Source organism: Thermoleptolyngbya sp. PKUAC-SCTB121, assembly GCF_016919485.1.
In the GTDB taxonomy this organism is placed as follows: domain Bacteria; phylum Cyanobacteriota; class Cyanobacteriia; order Elainellales; family Elainellaceae; genus Thermoleptolyngbya; species Thermoleptolyngbya sichuanensis.
The window spans coordinates 3,769,973-3,790,896 of the sequence record NZ_CP070366.1 but is presented as its reverse complement, the minus strand read 5'-3'; the positions used below and the strand labels follow the sequence as shown (position 1 = coordinate 3,790,896).

The window sequence follows — 20,924 nt, the reverse complement described above, 5'->3', positions numbered from 1 at the left end:
AGGTTGCAAATAGGAAAAATTGTGCGCTTGGCTACGATGCACCCTAGTCTCACCATAAGGGCAGGCGGGGTAGAGGGAAGGGCGATCGCCCCCAGTTTTTTCCAGTGCTTTTGAAGATCACCTAACAAAATCAACAGGCATTCTGGCTCTGTTCGCGTTTGTCCTGCCCCAAAGTCGTTACCTTAATTTAAGGCCCTCCCCCGGTTTGATCCCCGGATCAGACAATGGAAAGATAGCAACGTCCGAAGCCCCCGTCTGACCCTCAAATTCTTGATGTGTAGCTTTACCTAACTGCCCTCACCCTAAATCCCTTTCCCAAGGCGGGAGAGGAACTTCCGAACCGGACGGCTCCCCTCCTCCCCGCTTGGAAGAAGGGGCTGGGGGATGAGGGGTTTCTTAGAGCGACACACCGCCTTCACACCAAACTTATTAGGAGTGTTTACCTGTGGTAAGCAATATTGCCCAAACCCAATACGAATCCAAGACCCAGGCGATCGCCCGCCAACTGCTCAGCGCCACGCGGGAAAACCGCTCCTTTTTTGCCCAGATGCGCGACCAGATGAACATGAGCGAAAAACTGCTGGGCTGGACGATGGGCAACCCAGGGCTGCGGGTGCAGTTGTTTCACTTCATCGACGCGCTGCCCGCCCTGCAAAGCAAACCCGAAATTGCCCGCCATCTCCAGGAATATCTCAGCAAGGAAAATGTGGAACTGCCCGCCGCGCTGAAGGGAATGCTGAACTTTGCCAGCCCCGATTCGATGCCTGGCCAGGTGGCCGCGACGACCGTTTCCACCGCCGTTGAAACCCTTGCCCACAAGTACATTTCTGGCGAAACCATTAAACAGGTGATCAAAACCCTGGAGCAGCTTCGCAAAGAAAAAATGTGCTTTACCGTAGATCTGCTGGGCGAAGCGGTGATCACGGAGGTCGAAGCGCAATCATACCTCGATCGCTACCTGGAACTGATGACGGAACTGGCGGCGGCATCCCAGTCCTGGCCCACGATTCCGCAAATCGACGAAGCCGATGGCGAACCCCTGCCGAAGGTGCAGGTGTCGGTAAAGCTGACGGCGTTTTATTCGCAGTTTGACCCGCTGGACGCAAAGGGCAGCCAGGAACAGGTGAGCGATCGCGCTCGTATCCTGCTGCGCCGCGCAAAGGAACTCGGTGCTGCCGTCCATTTCGACATGGAGCAATACGCTTACAAAGACCTGACGATTTCCATCCTCAAGCAAATTTTGATGGAGGAGGAGTTTCGCAGCCGCAGCGACATCGGCGTGACGCTCCAAGCCTACCTGAAGGACACCGAAGCCGACCTGAAGGGGCTGATTGAGTGGGCGAAAGAACGCGGCACGCCAATCACCATCCGCCTGGTGAAAGGGGCCTATTGGGATCAGGAAACTATCAAAGCCGCCCAGCATGGGTGGGATGTGCCCGTGTTTCAGCATAAGGAATCGACCGATGCCAACTTCGAGAAACTGACGCGCCTGCTGCTGGAAAATCACGAGTCCCTCTACGCTGCCATCGGGAGCCACAACGTGCGATCGCAGGCCCACGCAATGGCGATCGCCCAGGAACTCAACATTCCCCGCCGCCGCATCGAGTTTCAGGTGCTTTACGGCATGGGCGACAAGCTGGCCAAGGCAATGGTGAACCAGGGGCATCGCGTCCGGGTCTATTGTCCCTACGGCGACCTGATTCCCGGCATGGCCTACCTGATTCGCCGCCTGCTGGAAAATACTGCCAACACCTCCTTCCTGCGCCAAAACCTGGAGGAGCGCCCGGTGGAGGAGCTATTGGCCATTCCGCAAATGCGAGATCAAAGGGGACAGGAGGCGCATCAGCCCAGCCGCCCACCCACCTCCCACGCCTTCGCCAACGCCCCAGATACGGACTTTTCGATTGCCGCAAAGCGCGATCGCGCTCTCGCTGCTATCCAAACCGTGCGTCAGCAGTTGGGGCAAACCTATCTGCCGCTGGTGAATGGGCAGCGGGTGAATACGCTGGAGGTGATCGAGTCGGTGAACCCGTCAAATCCGTCAGAAGTGGTGGGCAAGGTAGGGCTGCTGAGCATTGAGCAGGCAGAGGGGGCGATCGCCGCAGCCAAGGCCGCCTTCCCTGCCTGGAAGAATACGCCCGCGACAGAACGCGCCGCCATTCTCCGCCGTGCCGCAGATCTGATGGAACAGCGCCGCGCCGAACTCTGCGCCTGGATGGTGCTGGAAACGGGCAAGGTGCTGGGCCAGGCAGACCCAGAAGTTTCGGAGGCGATCGACTTTTGCCGCTACTATGCCGACGAGATGGAGCGGCTAGACGCAGGCGTAAACTTCGACGTGGTGGGCGAAACCAACCGCTACCATTACCAGCCACGCGGCATTTCGCTGATCATCTCGCCGTGGAACTTTCCGCTGGCCATTCCCACGGGTATGACGGTTGCCTCCCTCGTCGCGGGCAACTGCACATTGCTCAAGCCTGCGGAAACATCGTCTGTGATTGCGGCCAAGCTAGCGGAAATTTTGATTGAGGCAGGCGTTCCCGCTGGCGTGTTCCAATACATTCCCAGCAAAGGTTCCACCGTGGGCGCACACTTAGTCAAACATCCCGATGTTCACATGATTACCTTCACGGGTTCCCAAGAAGTGGGCTGTCGCATTTACGCAGAAGCCGCTATCCTGAAACCAGGCCAGCGCCATCTCAAGCGCGTGGTGGCCGAAATGGGCGGCAAGAATGCGATTATCGTAGACGAAAGCGCTGACCTGGATCAGGCTGTGCAGGGCGTGGTCTATTCTGCATTCGGCTATAGCGGTCAGAAGTGTTCCGCCTGCTCTCGCGTCATCGTGCTGGAACCCATCTACGACACGTTCGTAAACCGACTCATCGAAGCAGCAAAATCATTGCACGTCGGCATCGCAGAATCACCCGACACCAAGGTTGGCCCCGTGATCGACGCGCAGGCCCAAAATCGCATCAAAGCCTACATTGAAAAGGGGAAGGAAGAAGCAACCCTGGCGCTGGAAATGCCCGCGCCCGACAATGGCTATTTCGTCGGGCCGACGATCTTTACCAACGTGTCGCCCAACGCCAAGATTGCCCAGGAGGAAATCTTTGGCCCGGTGCTGGCGGTGATCAAGGCGACGACGTTTGATGAAGCGATGGACATTGCCAATGGCACGCTCTACGCGCTGACGGGCGGCATCTACTCGCGCACGCCCTCCCACCTCGATCGCGCCAAGGCGGAGTTTGAAGTGGGCAACCTGTACATCAATCGCCACATCACGGGGGCAATCGTGGCGCGGCAGCCCTTCGGCGGCTTCAAGCTCTCTGGCGTTGGCTCCAAAGCTGGCGGCCCAGACTACCTGCTGCAATTCCTAGAGCCACGCCACATCAGCGAGAACATCCAGCGGCAAGGCTTTGCCCCGATCGAGGGTGCAGAACAGTAGCAGTCTCCTCATTGCCGGGATATGCCACCATATTCCGGCAGTTCTTTTATCTATCTATAAGAGCTAATTTATGAAGCAAATCTTAAGAAGCCTGAAACTCTTGGCATGTGTGGCTTTGAGGTCATGTTTGCCCAGGAAAAGCGGTTTCTCGGAAATCCTTGATTAACAAGGCTTTCAGGCTCCTTTACAAATTAGCTCTAAAACCATGACCATTTTTCAGACCAAGCAACTCTCCATTGCAGATGTCCACAAGCGTCTTGGGTTTCAGCGAGGCTATGCCCCTTCCTTCGAGCCATTTCTGGTGCTGGAACCTATTACACCTAGAGAACAGGAGGAACTGCGGCAAATTCGCAATGATTTTGATGTCCTTTTTGATGTCCTTAATGAACCGTTAGCTTCATCTAGCTCTCCTATCAAAAAACAGTCTTAGCTGTTCAGCAACTCTCTCTGCGTTTTCAAAGACGGAATCGGGTAGCGAAATGGCAGTTTTCATAGCAACCGTGTCGCAAGGGGGTGTGTGTTGACGGTCATACCCTGGTTATACCAAAACCGTCAGAGCAGATTCCGCGTGCCAACCATGCTTGTCCTGGCTGCGATTTAGACCGGGGGCACGGCGGGTAAGGTAGCGTCTTGATCAATGCTTCGGAGGTTGCTGGGATCAATTTCGCCCGTGGTTAAGAACCGGAAGGTTTCTTGATAAAGGCTCTGCCAAAAGCGGTTGCTCATGCCCTGGCTAACTTCGATGGGGTCTATCATGGGGTGAGGCACGAGGTCTTCCTGCGGATATTGATAAAAGCGATGCCCCTGGCGATCGCCCCCCAGGTTTTGATAAAACTTGCGGTTCGTATCAATGTCGGCTGCGTCTTCGTTTTCCGTTAGCACCATGAAGACAGGCGTGCGGGAAATGCTGCGAACATTTTGCTGCACGTAGGCTTTGCCAAAGCGGGCATTTGCCGTCAGCGCCCCCACCGGAAACCGTAGCGCAGGGTCCCAGCCCAGTTCGCGAATATCCAGCGGACCCGCCAGTTCCACATACTTGCGCCGCTCTTCGCCGTAGATTTCTAGCAGGGGCGCATAGGCAACCACTCGCGCAATTCGGTCGGGTTGGTCGGCGGCCAGCGCCAGCGCCACTGCGCCCCCTACGGACAGGCCCACGGTGAAGATGGGCCCTGGCAGAGAGTCCAGTTCCCGCAGGCGATCGCGGGCATCGGTAAGATAGTGCAGATGCGATGAGATAAAATAGCGGTCAAAGTCGGGATCATTCGGGCGATCGATTGCCTTTAGAATGTCCAGCAGGCGCGGCTCTATCCGCAGCAATCGAGCAATCAGCGCCATCCGCTGCAAATAGCTGGGCCGGGGCAGGTCGCCAGCCGCTTCGGGATTCGTCAGGTTGGCCAGCGATGCTTGCAGCACGGGGTCGGCAGCCACTTTTTCTTTGAGGGGAATGGCAATTTCGGGTTTGAGATCCACCTGACACCAGTTTTTGTCGGGGTTGACGAAGGCATGGCCAGCAAGGGTGCATTGGTAGACATTTAACCCATTACGAAACAGGTAGTCTGCCAGTCGCCACATCTGGTGCGGCTTGGCGCTGAACCCATGAAACATCATCACCGTGCCGCGAATCGGTTGTCCTGCCTCGTGAAACAGGCAATAGGGATAGGCTCCCTCGCGGCGATCGGGACTGGACTCGATTTTGCGGACGTAGGCGGCGATCGCCTCTCTGGCTTGATCAATCTGGGCGGCTGTGGGGGTGGGGGCTGTTTGCATATTGGGAAAGGGCTTGGGGTATCCAACCTTCTGTCAGTCGTCGATGTGAGTCGTGGATGTGAGCCGTCGATGTGAGCCGTTGAGCCGCTCTTATTATCGTCGCCCTGCCAGTTGCAAGCAAATGGGTTGACTCTCCAAGGGGGCAGGGGGGATGTGGCTTAGAGGCTTCAGGCGAGGCTCCCATCGCGACATTCTGACTCAATCTGGGAATCCTGAAGGCAGTTCTTTTGCTTTCCCATTGGCGATGCATCTGACCGACCCTGTTTCTGCGCCAGAGTGGGCGCGTGTCCGGGCAACGTTTCAGCAAGTTTGGGGCTATGAGGACTTTCGCCCCCCGCAGGACGACATCGTGCGATCGCTCTTGTTGGGGCAGGATGCGCTGGTGGTGATGCCGACGGGGGGTGGCAAGTCGATTTGCTTCCAGCTTCCGGCCCTGCTGCAAGCGGGGTTGACGCTGGTGGTGTCGCCGCTGGTGGCGCTGATGGAAAACCAGGTGCAGGAATTACGCCAAAAGCGGCTGCCCGCAGCCCTGCTGCATAGCGAACTGCCGCCCCGCCAGCGCCAGCAAACACTGTGGCAGTTGGAGCGCGGGCGGCTGCGACTCTTGTATCTGTCGCCGGAGACGCTGCTGAGTGCCTCCGTATGGAAGCTGCTGAGCCAGCCGCAGGTGCAGCTTCGCGGGCTGATTTTGGATGAGGCGCACTGTCTGGTGCAGTGGGGCGACTCGTTTCGACCGGCCTATCGGCGGCTGGGAGCGGTGCGTCCAGCGCTACTGGCCCACAAACCCGCAGGAACCTCCCTGGCGATCGCCGCGTTTACCGCCACCGCCGACCCCTCCGCCCAGCGCACCATCCAAGAGGTGTTGGGGCTACAACAGCCGCAGGTCTTTCTGCAAAATCCCTACCGGGCAAACCTGGCGCTGTCGGTGCAAACCGTGTGGAGTCCACGCGGGCGCAGGCGATCGCTCTGGCGATTTATTCGGGCGCGGCGGGGCAAGGCTGGGCTGGTCTACGTGCGATCGCGCCGGGAAGGCGAAGAACTGGCGGACTGGCTGACCCAGGAAGGCTTTCCCACGGCGGCCTACCATGCGGGACTGGCTCCGGCTCAGCGGCGACGGATTGAGCAGGCGTGGCTGGGTGGAGAAATGCCGTTTGTGGTTTGCACAAGCGCGTTCGGCATGGGCATTAACCATCCCCACGTCCGCTGGGTGCTGCACTATCACGCACCCCTGTTGCTGAGCGAGTATGTGCAGGAGGTGGGGCGGGCAGGACGCGACGGTCAACCCGCCGAGGCGCTGACGCTGGTGAGCGATCGCCCCGGTTGGCTAAACCCAGACGATCGCCAGCGGCAGCAGTTTTTTACCGAAAAAGCGCGATCGCAGCACCAAACTGCCCAATCGCTGATCCGCAAGCTGCCCAAAGCAGGGCCCGTGGCCGAGGTGGCCCGCCAGTTTCCCGATGGGGCGATCGCCCTGGCCCTGCTCCACCGCAACGGTCAGCTTGTTTGGGACGATCCGTTTCACTACCGCATCTTGCCTGGTGCGACACCGCAGCCCTTCCAGGCAGACCCCGCCATCCGCCAAATGCAGGACTATCTCTATACCCGCGAGTGTCGCTGGCGGCGGCTGCTGCGGAGCTTTGGCTTTGCAAAGGAAGCAGAGGGGCTGCGCTGCCAAACGTGCGATCGCTGTCGGGCTGGCGCATCAGCACCATCATGAACTGAATCTTTGGCAATGGGCATCACACGGGACAGGGGTCTTGCTTCAGGAGGGGAAAGCCCAGTGCCTCCCGCTGTTTTAGATAAAGCTGGGCGACCTGCCGCGCCAGCCCGCGAATTTTGAGGATATATCGCTGCCGTTCGGTGACAGAAATCACGCCCCGCGCATCCAGCAGGTTAAACGTGTGGGAGCATTTCAGCACATAGTCAAAGGCAGGCAGCACCAGTTCCTTTTCCATCAGCCGAGTGGCCTCTTGCTCAAACTGAGTAAACAGGCTGAACAGCAGATCGGGATTAGACGCTTCAAAGTTGTAGGTGGAGTTTTCGATTTCGCCCTGGAGATGCACATCGCCGTAGGTCAGCGTGTCGTTCCAGCGGATATCGAAAATTGAGTTGACCCCCTGGAGGTACATGGTCAACCGCTCTAGCCCGTAGGTAATCTCGACCGACACGGGATGGCAGTCGATGCCGCCGCACTGCTGAAAGTAGGTGAACTGCGTGACTTCCATGCCGTCTAGCCACACTTCCCAGCCCACGCCCCACGCGCCGACGGCGGCATCTTCCCAGTTGTCTTCCACAAAGCGGATGTCGTGGTCTTCGGGCTGAATGCCGAGCGATCGCAGCGATTCGAGATAAACGTCCAGAATGTTATTGGGCGAGGGCTTGATCAACACTTGATACTGGTAATAGTGCTGCACGCGGTTGGGGTTTTCGCCGTAGCGTCCGTCTCCTGGCCGGCGGCAGGGTTCCACATAGGCAACCGACCACGGCTCTGGCCCGATCGCCCTCAAGAACGTGTGGGGGCTTTTGGTGCCTGCGCCCTTTTCGGTGTCGTAGGGTTGCACAATCAAACAGCCGCGATCGCTCCAAAACTGATGCAGCGTGGCAATAACAGACTGAAAGTTCACAAGTCCAGCGTCGGGTAACGGGTCGATTCAGATTCTACTACCTAGAGAGCGCGTGGATGGAGGGACGGAGGGACAGGGAGAGAAGGGGAGGGACGAAAAAGGAAGAACGAAAAAGGAAGAACGAAAAAAGGAAAACAGAACCTCTTCGCTCTCCATTCTTCTCTCTTCCTTTTTCTCTCTTCTTTCTTCCTTTACACTCCTCCCGACATTTCGGTACAATAGCAGGCTGGACTATTTGGGAAGGCTCATGGCGAAACGGATTCAGTTGGTTCTTAATCAAGATGTAAGCAAGCTGGGCAAGGCGGGCGATTTGGTAGAGGTGGCTCCTGGCTACGCCCGCAATTACCTGCTGCCGCAAGGATTGGCCGTGCATACGACCCCTGGCATTTTGAAGCAGGTGGAGCGGCGGCGCGAATTGGAGCGTCAGCGCCTGATCGAGCTAAAGAAAGAGGCGGATGTGATCAAAGCCAAGCTGGAGCAGTTGTCTGGCCTGGCGATCGCCAAGCAGGTCGGAGAAAAGGACGCAATTTTCGGCTCGGTGACGGATCGGGAAGTGGCAGAGGTGCTGCAAGCGGCGATCGGTCAAGAAGTGGATCGGCGCGGCATTACGGTGCCCGAAGTCCGCAAGCTGGGCACCTACAAGGTAGATATCAAGCTGCATCCTGAAGTGACCGCTACGGTAGACATTGAGGTGGTGCCTGCGGACGCAGAGGCGTAAAGATTTGGATCAGTCATCGGACAGTACATGAGTACTCTGCGAGAATAGTCGCAGAGTATTTTTTTGATTTTTTGATCCGTTTCCTGTGAATTCTCTGCCTAGGGCGCTGCGACGAAGCATTCGCTAGATTAGCGGAGATCGCCGCAGGAAACCGCCCCAATCAAACCCAGATCCGGTCCCGAATCCAACCCCAAATCTAGCCCGTTTTTTGGCGATCGCCCCCTTGCCGACTCTATCTATAGGGGTACAATAGCGATCACCTCCTGCACCACCTCCTACAGGTAGGATCTCAAGGGATTACTCCAAACTCGTTTCTGCAACCCTGTTCTCGTCGCTCTGCTTGCTGCCCTGCTCCTGCTGCCCTGCCCTATGGTTCAAGAACTGAACTTTCAAGCCTACAGCGATCGCCTCCCCCCGCAAAACATTGACGCAGAGGAAGCCATTCTAGGCGGCATCTTGCTCGACCCGGAGGCGCTGGGTCGCGTCGCGGAGTTGCTGCGCCCCGAAGCCTTCTACATTTCCGCCCACCAGGAAATCTATCGCGCCGCGCTGGCGCTCCAGAGCGAAGGACGACCCACCGACCTGATGAGCGTCACTAGCTACCTCAACGACCACAACAAGCTCGACAAAATCGGCGGGCAGAGCCGCATTGCCCAACTGGTGGATCGCACTGTCAGCGCTGTCAACATCGACCAATACGCCCACCTCGTGATGGATAAATACCTGCGCCGCCGGATGATTCAGGCCGGCAACGAGGTCGCCTATCTGGGCTACGAAACCAGCACCCCCCTAGAGCAGGTGCTAGACCAGGCTGAACAAAAGATTTTCAACATTACGCAATCCCGCCCCAACCAGAGCCTCACGGCCACCTCCGATATCCTCACGGCGACCTTTTCCGACATCGAAAGTCGCTCCCTGGGGCTGGTGCTGCCGGGGATTTCCTGCGGCTTCTATGACCTGGATGCGATGACCCAGGGCTTTCAGCGGTCAGACCTGATCATCGCTGCGGGACGGCCGGCCATGGGCAAAACCAGCTTTTGTCTCAACATTGCCCGCAATATTGCCGCCTTTCACAAGCTGCCCGTTGCCATTTTTAGCCTGGAAATGTCGAAAGAGCAGTTGGTTTATCGCCTGCTATCGAGCGAAGCGCAGATCGAGAGCGGACGGCTGCGGGCAGGGCGGGTCAGCCAAGATGAATGGGAGCCACTGGGCTACGCGATTAGTGCCCTCTCCCAGATGCCGATTTTCATCGACGACACGCCCGATATTTCCGTCACCGAGATGCGCTCGAAGGTGCGGCGGCTCCAGGCAGAACAGGGCGGGGCGCTGGGGCTAGTGCTGATTGACTATCTGCAACTGATGGAGGGCAGCGGCAGCGAAAACCGCGTGCAGGAACTCTCTCGCGTGACGCGGGCGCTGAAGGGTTTGGCGCGGGAATTGAGCGTGCCCGTGATCGCGCTATCGCAGTTGAGTCGGGGAGTGGAATCGCGCACCAACAAGCGCCCGATGATGAGCGATTTGCGGGAATGCGTAACGGGCGAAACGCTGGTGTGGCTGGCGGATGGTCGCCGCATCCCGATCCGGGAGTTGGTCGGTCAAACCCCAAAGGTGATTAGTCTCGGTGACCGGGGTCGCCTAGTGGCTGCTAAGGCAGATTTAGTCTGGGAAGTTGGGGTTAAGCCCGTCTTCAAACTGACGACTGCAACGGGTAGAACGATTAGAGCAACTGGTAAGCACAGGCTTTACACATTTGATGGCTGGCAACAGCTTCAGGATTTGCGGGTGGGCGATCGCCTCGCACTTGCAAACCATATGCCCCGTCTGACTCAAGCGGCGATCGCCTGGCCAGATCTCCAGGTGGTCTTACTGGCCCATTTGATTGGAGACGGTAGCTACGTTTCCCATCAGCCCTTGCGCTACACAACAGGCTCAGAAGAAAACTCAGCAATTGTAAAAGCTGCCGCCGAATCGTTTGGCTGTCAGGTCAATCGCCATCCAGGGCGGGGAAATTGGCATCAGCTTGTCATTTCAGGCAATGGCAATCGCTGGCATCCAGAGGGGATGGGGCAGTGGCTAAAAGCCTTAGGAATTTTTGGGCAGCGCTCAGCAAGCAAGCGGATTCCTCAGGCGATTTTTCAACTTCCTGATGAGCAAATTGCGCTGTTTTTGCGCCATCTCTGGGCAACTGATGGCTGCATCAGCAGTTCTTTAAGTCCTGATGGACGTAAGTACAAGGCCACCATTTTCTTTGCAACGGTAAGCGAAGGGTTGGCCCGAGACGTGGCGGCTCTCCTGCTGCGGCTAGGAATTTTTAGCCAAATCCGTTGGACAAAATCCAACTGCTATAACGTTCAGATTTACGGTAAAACTCAACAACTTAAGTTTCTAGAAACTGTAGGTGCGTTTGGGCCTAGGGTCGAACCAGCGGCCGTGGTGATGCGAGAACTGGCGCATCGAGGCAAAGCGAATCCTAACAGAGATACGCTGCCAGCACAGGTTTTTGAACAGATTAAGCAAGACATGAAAGATCAGGGTATTTCTCAACGCCAGATGGCATCCCTGAGAGGAACACCCTATGGTGGCTCCGCGCACTTCAAGTTTTCCCCCACTCGCGATGTGGTTTTAAGCTATGCCGACATTTTGAACAACACGGCGCTCAAGGAAATTGCAACTGCCGATTTATTTTGGGATGCGATAACGTCTATTGAGCCAGATGGAGAGGAGATGGTTTACGATCTGACCGTTCCTGGCCCTGCTTCTTGGATGGCAGATGGGTTGGTCTCTCATAATTCTGGCGCAATTGAGCAGGATGCTGACCTGATCATCATGCTGTATCGCGACGAATACTATAATCCCGACACCCCCGATCGCGGCATTTCCGAAATTATCATCACCAAGCATCGTAACGGCCCGGTGGGCACAGTGAAGCTGCTGTTTGAGCCACAGTTTACCCGCTTCCGCAACCTGGCTGCGCCGGGACGGGGTTAGGCTGGGGGATTTTGGGCTGTGGGGTCAGGGGTTAGAAATTTGCGGTTATCGTGAAGACTCTGATTATGCACGTTATGCAGGTGTCTTTTGCGATGCCGTTTGCCGCCTGCGCTGTCTGGATCTCTCCCCCTAATTTCTCATGAACCCGTTTGGACAATCTCTGCTGGATGGACTGGGCGATCGCCTCCTAGAGTCCCTCAGCACGCCGCTACAAACCTGGCTGGCCGCCCACCCGATCGCGCAATGGCTAGTGGTGCATCCCCTCTGGGCTTTGGGGCTGATAGTAGGGGCGATCGCGCTGCTGGTAGGTCTCTTCGGCGCAATTGGGCGGCTCACGGAAAACCTCTGGCTGCGGCTATTTCAGGTGCCGCTATGGCTATTTGCGTTCATTTTTGGCGGCGGCTTCCAGCTTGCAAAGCGCCTGTCACAATCCTCGACCCGACACCCCCACAAAACTGACTCAGACAACCCCACCCAGCGGCTTGACCAGATTCTCACCCGGTTGGACGACCTGCGCCGCGAAGAGGAGCAATTGCTGGTGGAACTGAAAACCCTGGTTGCGGAAGCTGGCTCAGAAGCAAACCACGTCTAGGCGTTTGTCCCTGTCAGATCTTTGTCCCTGTCAGGGTCGCACTACAGTCGCACTACAATGGCCTCAACCGTCCGCTTTCCGCCGAACCCCATGAGCACTCCATGAGTACCCTATGACGACGCTCCGCATTCACGCTGAACTGACACCGCTGACCGTGGAGTTGCCTGCTCAGATGTCGCTAGGTCTGGAGCAGTTTCACGAGCTATGCCGTGCTAACCCCGACTTGCGAATCGAGCGCAGCGCCACCGGAGTCGTAATGATTATGCCCCCTACCTTTTCTGATAGTGGAAACCGAAACTTTAACCTAACCGTGCAGTTAGGCCTGTGGGCAGAGGAAGATGCTACGGGGATTGGCTTTGATTCCAGCACGGGGTTTACGCTGCCCAATGGGGCTATTCGATCGCCCGATGCGGCGTGGATTCGGCTGGAGCGCTGGAACGCGCTGAGGGATGAACAACAGGCCTCCTTTGCTCCGATTTGCCCGGATTTTGTGGTGGAGTTGCGGTCTGCGAGCGATCGCCTCAACCTGCTGCAAGACAAGATGCAGGAGTATCTCGACAACGGCGCAAGCCTAGGCTGGCTGATCGATCGCCCTGGCCGCACGGTGTATGTGTATCAGCGCGATCGCCCGGTACAGGTCTTGGAAAATCCAGAAACGCTCAGGGGTGACCCTGTGCTGCCGGGGTTTGCGCTGCGTCTCGAAAAGATTTGGTGACGGGCAAGCGCCACGGCTGCATCTCTCTCGCATCTTTCTCAGGACGGCTCTCTGAGCGTTGCTCCAACCTTTTAGGCAGAGCGAACCATAATGCTTAAAAAATGCTTAAGATTATGGAGAGCTTCACACGAATTCATGACCGACTGTAACGGATGAGTGTTGGCCAGGTTCATCGCGCTCCTATCACAAGGTCACCCATGCTGCGTTTAGAACACATCAGCAAAATCTATCCTACGGGCGAAGTTCTGAAGGATATCAACTGGGAGGTGAAACCGGGCGATCGCGTCGGTTTGGTAGGGGTCAACGGCGCGGGCAAATCGACCCAGCTCAAGATCATCGCGGGCGAAATGGAGCCAACGACGGGGGAAATTATCCGCCCTGCCAGTCTGCACATAGCCTACCTGACGCAAGAATTTGAGGTCGATCCCAGCCGCACGGTGCGCGACGAGTTTTGGCGGGCCTTTGCCGAAGTGAACCAGATTCACGAGGGGCTGGCCGATGTGCAGCACCAGATGCAGACCGCCTCGCCAGAGGAACTGGACAACCTGATTCATCAGCTTGATCGGCTCCAGCGCAAGTTTGAAGCGATGGACGGCTACGGGCTAGAGGCCAAGATTGAAAAAATCCTGCCGGAAATGGGGTTCACTGCCGAAGATGGCGATCGCCCCGTCAGCGCCTTCAGCGGCGGCTGGCAGATGCGAATGAGCTTGGGCAAAATCTTGCTGCAATCGCCCGATTTGCTCCTGCTGGACGAACCGACCAACCACCTCGACCTGGAAACCATCGAGTGGCTGGAAACCTACCTCAAGGGGCTGACCACGCCGATGGTAATTGTCTCCCACGACCGGGAGTTTCTCGATCGCCTTTGCACGCAGATTGTCGAAACCGAGCGCGGCGTGTCCACCACCTACCTGGGCAACTACACCGCCTATCTCCAGCAAAAGGAAGAAGCCCAACTGGCGCAGCTTTCTGCCTACGAGCGGCAGCAGAAGGAACTGGAGAAACAGCAGGCCTTCGTCGATCGGTTTCGCGCCAGCGCCACCCGCAGCACCCAGGCCAAGAGCCGCGAAAAACAGCTTGAAAAAATCGAGCGGATCGATGCGCCGACGGGCAGCGTGCGGACGCTCCAGTTTCGCTTCCCCCCTGCACCCCGCAGCGGCCGCGAAGTGGTCATGATTCAAGAACTGACCCACACCTACGAAGACAAGATTCTGTTTTTGGGCGCAAACCTGCTGATCGAACGGGGCGATCGCATCACGTTTCTCGGCCCCAACGGCTGCGGCAAGTCCACGCTGCTGCGGCTGATCATGGGCATGGAGCAGCCCACCGATGGCAAAGTGTCCCTCGGCGACCACAACGTGATCCCTGGCTATTTTGAGCAAAATCAGGCGGAGGCGCTGGATCTCAGCAAAACCGTGATGGACACGATCCACGACGAAGTGCCTGACTGGAGCAACGAGGAAGTGCGGACGCTGCTAGGGCGTTTTCTGTTTAGCCAGGACATGGTGTTCAAAAAAGTAGAAGCCCTCAGCGGCGGCGAAAAGGCGCGGCTGGCCCTGGCCAAAATGCTGCTGCGCCCGGTGAATTTGATGATTTTGGACGAGCCGACCAACCACCTCGACATTCCCGCCAAGGAAATGCTGGAGGAGGCGATTCAAAACTACGACGGCACGCTAATTGTGGTGTCCCATGACCGCTACTTTATTTCTCAGGTGGCCACCAAAATTGTCGAGGTGCGCGACGGAGAATTGCGGCTCTATCGTGGCGATTATCACTATTACCTTGAAAAAGTCGCGGAGGAGCGAGAACGCGCTAGGTTGGAGGCGATCGCCGCCGAAAAAGCTGCCAAAGCTGCCGCCAAGCGCGACAAGCAGAAACAGAAAATGAAAGCCAAAAAAGAATCGTCTTAGACGGGCGATCGCCACCGTAAAGGTGCGAGTCGTGAGGTTGCGTTCTGCCTAAATGAAATAGAGGGCATCAGTACAGGGATCAGAGATTAACATGACGCAATTCAAGAATCTGGTCGAACTGGGGATCGCAATCCGTAGCGAATTGACCGTTGATTACTACAGTTGATTGCCAGTGATTGCTAATGATTGCTAATGATTGCTAATGATTGCTAATCGGTTGAATAACAGTTTCTTGTGCTTGAAGCTCAACGGTTTTGTGGCAGAAAATCAAAGTCAGCTTGATCCTGAGAATCTCCAGGACAAAACCGAGATCGATAGTGTCACTTTATCGGTTTAGCTAGTTTTGTAATGCCCCATACACGCGGAGAAGCGTGAGGGTTCACAGCCGGTTTCTTAACCAGTCCTTAAGTCGATCTAGGGGTTGATGTCCTAGATACAGAGAGCATGTCAGCCTTTCAAAACTTGAGCATTGCAGTATTTTCTGGATGTGCTGAGAATTGAGAACCCCGTCTTAATTGGCAGCAAGACAGGATAGAGTCATCTGTAATCCGCTTGGGTGAAATTACTCAGGAAAACTAATCAATTCCTTACATAAGCTCCATAAAAATCTTTTTCCTGATGGAGTTAGGTGATTTTTAAGAATTGGGTGATATTATTGCTGGAAAATTTGCATTACTCATGTAAGTATTTACATACTCAATTGTTTTAAGCGCTGAATTCTGTTCCCAACTGTTCCTAATCTACTGTTCCTAATCTGTTGTCATTCAGGCGATTCTCATGGCACAAGCGCCAATCTCTCCAGTGGTACTGGTCATTCTAGATGGGTGGGGCTATCGTCCCAGCGATGACGGCAATGCGATCGCCACTGCCCAAACGCCCGTAATGGATAGCCTCTGGGCGGCCTATCCCCATACCCTGCTGCAAGCCTCTGGCAAGAGCGTCGGGCTGCCCGAAGGGCAAATGGGCAACTCCGAAGTTGGGCACCTAAACATTGGCGCGGGGCGCGTCGTTCCCCAGGAACTCGTCCGCATCAGCGACGCGGTTGAAGACGGCACAATTCTCAGCAACTCTGCCCTGCTCAAGGCCTGTGAAGCCGTTCGCCAGAGCGGTGGCAAGCTGCATCTGGTGGGTCTATGTTCCGACGGTGGCGTGCATTCCCACATCAGCCATCTGTCGGGGCTGCTGGAACTGGCTAAGGAGCAGAATATCTCGGACGTGTGCATTCATGTCATCACCGACGGGCGAGACACCAAGCCCACGGATGGACTCACAGCCCTGAAAACGATCCAGCGCTATATTGACGAAATTGGGGTAGGGCGGATCGTCACCCTCAGCGGGCGCTACTACAGCATGGATCGCGATCGCCGCTGGGAGCGCACCCAGGCCGCCTATGACCTGATGACCCAGGACGGCGAGGGCGATGGTCGTACAGCGCTGGAAGTGCTGCAAGCCTCCTACGCCGAAAACGTGACGGATGAGTTTGTTAAGCCGACGCGGATTGCGTCCGGAGCCGTCAGCGAGGGCGATGGGGTCATCTTCTACAACTTCCGTCCTGACCGGGCGCGTCAACTGACTCAGGTCTTTGTTGATCCCAACTTCAACGGGTTCGAGCGGACGCAAATTCCCAACGTGACGTTTGTCACCTTCACCCAATACGACCCCGCCTTCCCGGTGCTGGTCGCCTTCTTGCCGCAAGATTTCAACAACATTCTGGGCGAAGTGATTTCTCGCAATGGGTTGCGCCAGTTTCGCACCTCAGAAACCGAGAAGTACGCCCACGTCACCTACTTCTTTAACGGCGGCATTGAGGAACCCTTTGAGGGCGAAGACCGGGCGATGGTGCCCAGCCCCCAAGTGCCCACCTACGACAGTGCGCCTACGATGTCGGCCGAAGCCGTGACCGATGAGGCGATCGCTGCCATTGAAAAGGGCATCTATGGGCTGATCGTCATTAACTACGCCAATCCCGATATGGTGGGGCACACGGGCAAAATGGAAGCTGCGATTCAGGCGGTCGAGACGGTCGATCGCTGCGTGGGGCGGCTACTGGAAGCCATTGGCAGAGCGGGCGGCACTGCGCTGATCACCGCCGATCATGGCAACGCCGAAGTCATGCTGGACGAGGATGGACACCCTTGGACGGCCCACACGACCAATCCGGTGCCCTTCATTTTGGTCGAGGGTGAAAAGCGGAAGATTCCTGGTCACGGCACCGATGTCGTGCTGCGCGACGGTGGCATCCTGGCAGACATTGCGCCGACCATTCTGGAAATTTTGCGAATTCCCCAGCCTGTGGAAATGACGGGTCAGTCGCTGATTGAACCCGCTGGCTTTGACGTGCGCCAGAACCGAACCCCAGTGCGCGTTTCCCTGTAGAAGACGTAGGGGTGGAGACGAGAGGGTGCGGCTCTTGGGCGATCGCCCCTATTAACCTGCCCCTAGCGCATTACTCAGAGGCAGGCCGTTCTCACAGCGCTAAACTCTCGATAGAATAGAGCTTGACCGATTTTTTGGTCGAATCTTTAAAGTCGGGCAAGCTCCAGTTCCGCAGCACTCTGGCGACTGGAATTTCGCTCTGACCTCTGATCCCTAACCTTTAACCCCTCATGACCCTCGTTTCTATTGTTCAAATCATTTGGGCGATTTCTGCCGTTGGACTGATTGTGCTGGTGCTGCTGCATAGCCCCAAGGGTGATGGGCTGGGCGGGCTGGGCGGACAGGCGCAACTGTTTACCAGCACCAAGAGCGCAGAAACCACGCTGAACCGAGTTACCTGGACGCTGACGGTCTTGTTTATTGGGCTGACGATTGTGCTGAGCGCCAAGTGGCTGGCGTAGGGATTGTCAGCGGCAGAGTCAGCCTCAGAGCTAGGTTCAGAGCCAGGCTTGGCAACTGTAAAGGGCGCTTGTAGGGGGCGGTAGCAATGGGGCGATCGCCCCTTCCCCTCCCCTCCCTCCATCAGCGATCTCCACTCGTCTGCTCTATCCTATTGCAATCCTGGAGAAGATCATGGCTCTCCAGTTTAACCAGATCGACCGGATTAAAGACTTTGACGAAGCGATCGCCGTGCTGGAGTCGGACTATGTGCCTGCGCTGGTAAAAGCGTTTGCAAACTCTCCCGAAGGACAGGCGTATCTAAAGGCTCAGCCCCATGAACAACCCGCGCAACTTTGGCATTGCCAAGTCGTTTTTCATGTCAGGGCAGGCTAGCGGATTTGATATGACCGCGCCAGAGGGAATAACCGCTTATCAGGAGCAATATAACCAGCAGATTCGCGAGAATCCCTTGGCAGCGCTCTCACCTATGACCGTGCCAGAGGGCGTGCCGCCAGAGTTTGTGGCGCTGGTGAGCCAGCAGCTTGGGCTTGGCCCAGTGCCAGGGCTAGAGCATTTGCCGACCGACCCGCAGGCGTTAATCAGCGCGATCGCCCAACACCTCATAGACACGGGCGTAGTAACTCTTGAGGAATCAGAAAGCCTCGACGCGGGCGCTGAGGATGCCGCAGACCCGCTGAATTCGCTGCTGAGTTTTGCTACCCAGTTCCAGCAGGAAACGCTGAAAAATGCAGTTCAGGAGCAAGGCGTAACCCTATCGGCAAAGGCGATCGCCCTCCTGCAAGACCTCCGCATCACGCCCACCACACCCGGCACCATTGTTCAAGATTTTGATCGGCTGCTGGAAAGAATCGGCGCGGACGGCATTCCGCTTAGCAGCACCCGTCAACAGCTTAATCTCAATACCCTCAAAGATCTGAACGCTTTGCTGAGCCAGCCGATTCAAATCGACCTCAAACGGCCGCAGCAAAAATCCTACCCCAATCTGTACGGACTCTATCTACTGCTGCGGGTGACGGGGCTAACCCAGATCCGCCAAACAGGCAAGACCCCCAAGCTGGTGGTCAATCCTGAACTCTACGCGGCGTGGCAAACGCTTAACCCCACCGAGAAATATTTCACGCTGCTGGAGGCCTGGCTGATCCGGGGTGATTTGGAACTGCTGGGAGAAGACCGGAATCCGCTGAATGAAGGGAGCCGAGTTCTAAAAGCCTGGACTGAGTTGTCGAAGCAGCCCAAAACTTACCGAAACTACAGCGAACAAGATCGGCTGAGCTACTGGCCTGGATTTCACAATCTGACGCTGATGCAAATGTTTGGCTGGGTGGAGTTGGTCTGCCCCCGCCCTGAGGCAGGCAAGGGCTGGCGCGTTAAACAGGTGAAACCTACGCCGATTGGAGATGCGATCGCCACTCTGGCGCTCAGTGCCTACCACGATCAGGACTTTCAGTGGGAGTCTGAAGAGGATTTCACTCTGCCCTGGGGCGATTTTCAGCCCTACTTTCAGCCCTATTTTCCCGAATGGCAGCAAAACCTGCCCGCGCTCCAGCCCCTAGCGCATCAAACTGGAACCTACATTTTCAAAGTTTCGCTCGGAAAAATCTGGCGGCGACTGTCAATTTCGAGCGAGTCTACTCTAGAGGCATTGGGTGGCTTGATTCGAGAGTCGGTAGATTTCGACTCGGATCATCTCGATCTATTTTCCTTCAAAGACGCGATGGGTCGCACGGTTGAAATTCATCATCCCTACAACGACTGGCGCGACAGAAAAGCCAGTAACGAAGTGCTGATTGGCGACCTGCCTTTACAGCCTGGTATGTCGATGACTTACCTATTCGACTTTGGCGACTGCTGGGAGTTTAATGTGCAGCTTGAGGAAATTCAGCCTGGAAAACCCAAGCGGGGCAGCAACAAGATTTTGGAGCGCCACGGCAAAGCGCCGGAGCAATCTCCCAACTGGGAAAACGAATAGAAGGACTACCGGAGGCGATCGCCCGTCTCTGGATCAAACCCAACCAGCGCCCGCTCGTCGAACCGCAGCGAGAGGCGATCGCCCACCTGCACCGTCCGCTCCGGCGCAGCCAGCAGGTTGATCGGACGCGCCACCCCCGGCAGCTTTGCCCGCACCAGCGTTTCGCGGCCCAGCGGCTCCACCAGCGTCACCTGTGCCACCAGTCTGCCATCTTCCCCATCAGGCGCAATCCCATCGGGCGCAATCCCATCGGGCGCAATTTGCAACTGCTCTGGCCGGATGCCCAGGTTGATGGAGCGTTCAGGGCGATTCGCGACGCGTTCGCGCAAGCGGTGCGGCGCACTTTCCCTACGGGAATCGCCCAGCACCGACTGCAACTCTGCGGGACAGGGCAGGACTTGTTCGCCGATGTGCAGCCTATTCTCTAAATAGACCGCGTTTAGAAGATTCATTGGCGGATTGCCCACAAACGTCGCCACCATCTGATTTGCAGGCTGCTGGTAGATTTCCTGGGGTGGGCCGATTTGCTGAATCCGGCCCTGGTTTAGCACGACGATCTGATCCGCCAGGGTCATGGCTTCGGTCTGGTCGTGGGTGACGTAGATTGTGGTGATGCCAAGCTGCTGATGCAGTTGCTTCAGTTCAGCACGAGTGTCGTCGCGCAGTTGGGCATCCAGGTTGCTCAGCGGCTCGTCCATCAAAAACGCCTGGGGCTTGCGGGCGATCGCCCGACCCAGCGCCACCCGCTGCTGCTGCCCGCCGGAAAGTTGACCTGGCTTGCGATCGAGCAGGGGTGTCAATCCAAGCGACTGGGCCACCGCTTCGATGCGCGACTGGATCGTGCGGACATCCGCTCCCCGCATCCGCAGCCCAAAGGCCAGATTCTCCGCCACCGTCATGTGGGGATACAGCGCGTAGTTTTGGAACACCATCGCCACGTCGCGCTGGCGGGCAGGCAGGTCATTCACGCGGCGATCGCCAATATACAGATCGCCCGACGTAGCCATCTCCAGCCCCGCAATCGTCCGCAAAATCGTCGATTTGCCGCAGCCCGACGGCCCCACCATCACCCAAAACTGCCCATCGGGGACTTCAAAGGTAATATCGGCGATCGCCGTCGTTGCATTAAAGATTCGCGTAATTTGGTTCAGCGCAATTCGAGCCACAGAGCAAAAGGAGCAGTATTTTTCTATTCTCCATCTATCTAAAGAAGGAAACATGAAAGAAGGAAAAACGAAAAACGAAAAACGAAAACCTGGTCTTCCCTCTTCCCTCTTCCCCTGGTTGCCTGACACAAGTCCCGAAAGCCCAGAAAATTCATTGTCTTGGGATCGAAGCCCATAGCTCCTGAGTTGGAGCCG

The 20,924-nt window shown here is 56.7% G+C and carries 15 protein-coding genes; 12 read left to right on the top strand and 3 right to left on the bottom strand.

The genetic code is table 11. The annotated features are described in order from the left end of the window. The first annotated feature begins 445 nt into the window (after window positions 1-445). Window positions 446-3,442, top strand: coding sequence for an L-glutamate gamma-semialdehyde dehydrogenase (gene pruA / locus JTM80_RS15500; RefSeq protein WP_172354498.1), 2,997 nt, complete (start codon window positions 446-448; stop codon window positions 3,440-3,442). A 205-nt stretch (window positions 3,443-3,647) separates the two neighbouring features. Further along, window positions 3,648-3,872, top strand: coding sequence for a hypothetical protein (locus tag JTM80_RS15495; RefSeq protein ID WP_172354500.1), 225 nt, complete (start codon window positions 3,648-3,650; stop codon window positions 3,870-3,872). A gap of 167 nt (window positions 3,873-4,039) precedes the next feature. On the opposite strand, the gene JTM80_RS15490 is transcribed toward JTM80_RS15495, so the two are convergent. Further along, window positions 4,040-5,209, bottom strand: coding sequence for an alpha/beta hydrolase (locus tag JTM80_RS15490; protein ID WP_205369754.1), 1,170 nt, complete (start codon window positions 5,207-5,209; stop codon window positions 4,040-4,042). 244 nt (window positions 5,210-5,453) lie between these two features. On the opposite strand from JTM80_RS15490, the gene JTM80_RS15485 reads away from it, so the two are divergent. Beyond that, complete coding sequence (locus tag JTM80_RS15485) at window positions 5,454-6,926, top strand: ATP-dependent DNA helicase RecQ (protein ID WP_172354504.1); 1,473 nt, start codon at window positions 5,454-5,456, stop codon at window positions 6,924-6,926. 22 nt (window positions 6,927-6,948) lie between these two features. Here the strand turns inward: JTM80_RS15485 and glyQ are convergent, their stop codons facing one another. Next, window positions 6,949-7,833, bottom strand: coding sequence for a glycine--tRNA ligase subunit alpha (gene glyQ, locus JTM80_RS15480; protein ID WP_205369753.1), 885 nt, complete (start codon window positions 7,831-7,833; stop codon window positions 6,949-6,951). 247 nt (window positions 7,834-8,080) lie between these two features. On the opposite strand from glyQ, the gene rplI reads away from it, so the two are divergent. The 9 genes from rplI to JTM80_RS15435 all read left to right on the top strand — a co-directional run bounded on the left by rplI (window position 8,081) and on the right by JTM80_RS15435 (window position 19,563). Further along, window positions 8,081-8,551, top strand: a complete 471-nt coding sequence (gene rplI / locus JTM80_RS15475) for a 50S ribosomal protein L9 (protein ID WP_172354508.1) — start codon at window positions 8,081-8,083, stop codon at window positions 8,549-8,551. Between the two features lie 369 nt (window positions 8,552-8,920). Beyond that, complete coding sequence (locus JTM80_RS15470; RefSeq protein ID WP_205369752.1) at window positions 8,921-11,539, top strand: replicative DNA helicase; 2,619 nt, start codon at window positions 8,921-8,923, stop codon at window positions 11,537-11,539. 139 nt (window positions 11,540-11,678) lie between these two features. Continuing rightward, window positions 11,679-12,131, top strand: coding sequence for a hypothetical protein (locus tag JTM80_RS15465; RefSeq protein WP_172354516.1), 453 nt, complete (start codon window positions 11,679-11,681; stop codon window positions 12,129-12,131). Window positions 12,132-12,243: 112 nt separating this feature from the next. Beyond that, complete coding sequence (locus tag JTM80_RS15460; protein ID WP_172354518.1) at window positions 12,244-12,846, top strand: Uma2 family endonuclease; 603 nt, start codon at window positions 12,244-12,246, stop codon at window positions 12,844-12,846. 197 nt (window positions 12,847-13,043) lie between these two features. Then, window positions 13,044-14,756: an ABC-F family ATP-binding cassette domain-containing protein gene (locus tag JTM80_RS15455; protein ID WP_205369751.1), complete on the top strand. Its 1,713-nt coding sequence runs from the start codon at window positions 13,044-13,046 to the stop codon at window positions 14,754-14,756. A 777-nt stretch (window positions 14,757-15,533) separates the two neighbouring features. Further along, window positions 15,534-17,132 carry a 2,3-bisphosphoglycerate-independent phosphoglycerate mutase gene (gene gpmI, locus JTM80_RS15450; RefSeq protein WP_172354522.1) on the top strand — a complete coding sequence of 533 codons (1,599 nt, stop codon included), beginning with the start codon at window positions 15,534-15,536 and terminating at the stop codon, window positions 17,130-17,132. Between the two features lie 230 nt (window positions 17,133-17,362). Then, complete coding sequence (gene secG / locus JTM80_RS15445; protein ID WP_172354524.1) at window positions 17,363-17,593, top strand: preprotein translocase subunit SecG; 231 nt, start codon at window positions 17,363-17,365, stop codon at window positions 17,591-17,593. Window positions 17,594-17,765: 172 nt separating this feature from the next. After that, window positions 17,766-17,966: a hypothetical protein gene (locus JTM80_RS15440; protein ID WP_172354526.1), complete on the top strand. Its 201-nt coding sequence runs from the start codon at window positions 17,766-17,768 to the stop codon at window positions 17,964-17,966. Beyond that, window positions 17,908-19,563: an IS1096 element passenger TnpR family protein gene (locus tag JTM80_RS15435; protein WP_172354528.1), complete on the top strand. Its 1,656-nt coding sequence runs from the start codon at window positions 17,908-17,910 to the stop codon at window positions 19,561-19,563. The genes JTM80_RS15440 and JTM80_RS15435 overlap by 59 nt, the downstream gene beginning before the upstream one ends. A 5-nt stretch (window positions 19,564-19,568) precedes the next feature. Here JTM80_RS15435 and JTM80_RS23350 read toward each other — a convergent pair whose 3' ends face one another. Continuing rightward, entirely contained in the window at window positions 19,569-20,729 is a 1,161-nt protein-coding gene (locus tag JTM80_RS23350; RefSeq protein WP_304941108.1) for an ABC transporter ATP-binding protein, read from the bottom strand. Window positions 20,730-20,924: the final 195 nt, after the last annotated feature.

What these genes read in the sequence shown, in the direction of transcription:
- JTM80_RS15440 (WP_172354526.1), top strand. Translation starts at nt 17,766, where the DNA reads ATGGCTCTCCAGTTTAACCAGATCGACCGGATTAAAGACTTTGACGAA.
- JTM80_RS15470 (WP_205369752.1), top strand. Translation starts at nt 8,921, where the DNA reads ATGGTTCAAGAACTGAACTTTCAAGCCTACAGCGATCGCCTCCCCCCG.
- JTM80_RS15495 (WP_172354500.1), top strand. Translation starts at nt 3,648, where the DNA reads ATGACCATTTTTCAGACCAAGCAACTCTCCATTGCAGATGTCCACAAG.
- gpmI (WP_172354522.1), top strand. Translation starts at nt 15,534, where the DNA reads ATGGCACAAGCGCCAATCTCTCCAGTGGTACTGGTCATTCTAGATGGG.
- rplI (WP_172354508.1), top strand. Translation starts at nt 8,081, where the DNA reads ATGGCGAAACGGATTCAGTTGGTTCTTAATCAAGATGTAAGCAAGCTG.
- JTM80_RS15460 (WP_172354518.1), top strand. Translation starts at nt 12,244, where the DNA reads ATGACGACGCTCCGCATTCACGCTGAACTGACACCGCTGACCGTGGAG.
- JTM80_RS15465 (WP_172354516.1), top strand. Translation starts at nt 11,679, where the DNA reads ATGAACCCGTTTGGACAATCTCTGCTGGATGGACTGGGCGATCGCCTC.
- JTM80_RS15435 (WP_172354528.1), top strand. Translation starts at nt 17,908, where the DNA reads ATGAACAACCCGCGCAACTTTGGCATTGCCAAGTCGTTTTTCATGTCA.
- JTM80_RS15455 (WP_205369751.1), top strand. Translation starts at nt 13,044, where the DNA reads ATGCTGCGTTTAGAACACATCAGCAAAATCTATCCTACGGGCGAAGTT.
- secG (WP_172354524.1), top strand. Translation starts at nt 17,363, where the DNA reads ATGACCCTCGTTTCTATTGTTCAAATCATTTGGGCGATTTCTGCCGTT.
- JTM80_RS15485 (WP_172354504.1), top strand. Translation starts at nt 5,454, where the DNA reads ATGCATCTGACCGACCCTGTTTCTGCGCCAGAGTGGGCGCGTGTCCGG.
- JTM80_RS15490 (WP_205369754.1), bottom strand. Translation starts at nt 5,209, where the DNA reads ATGCAAACAGCCCCCACCCCCACAGCCGCCCAGATTGATCAAGCCAGA.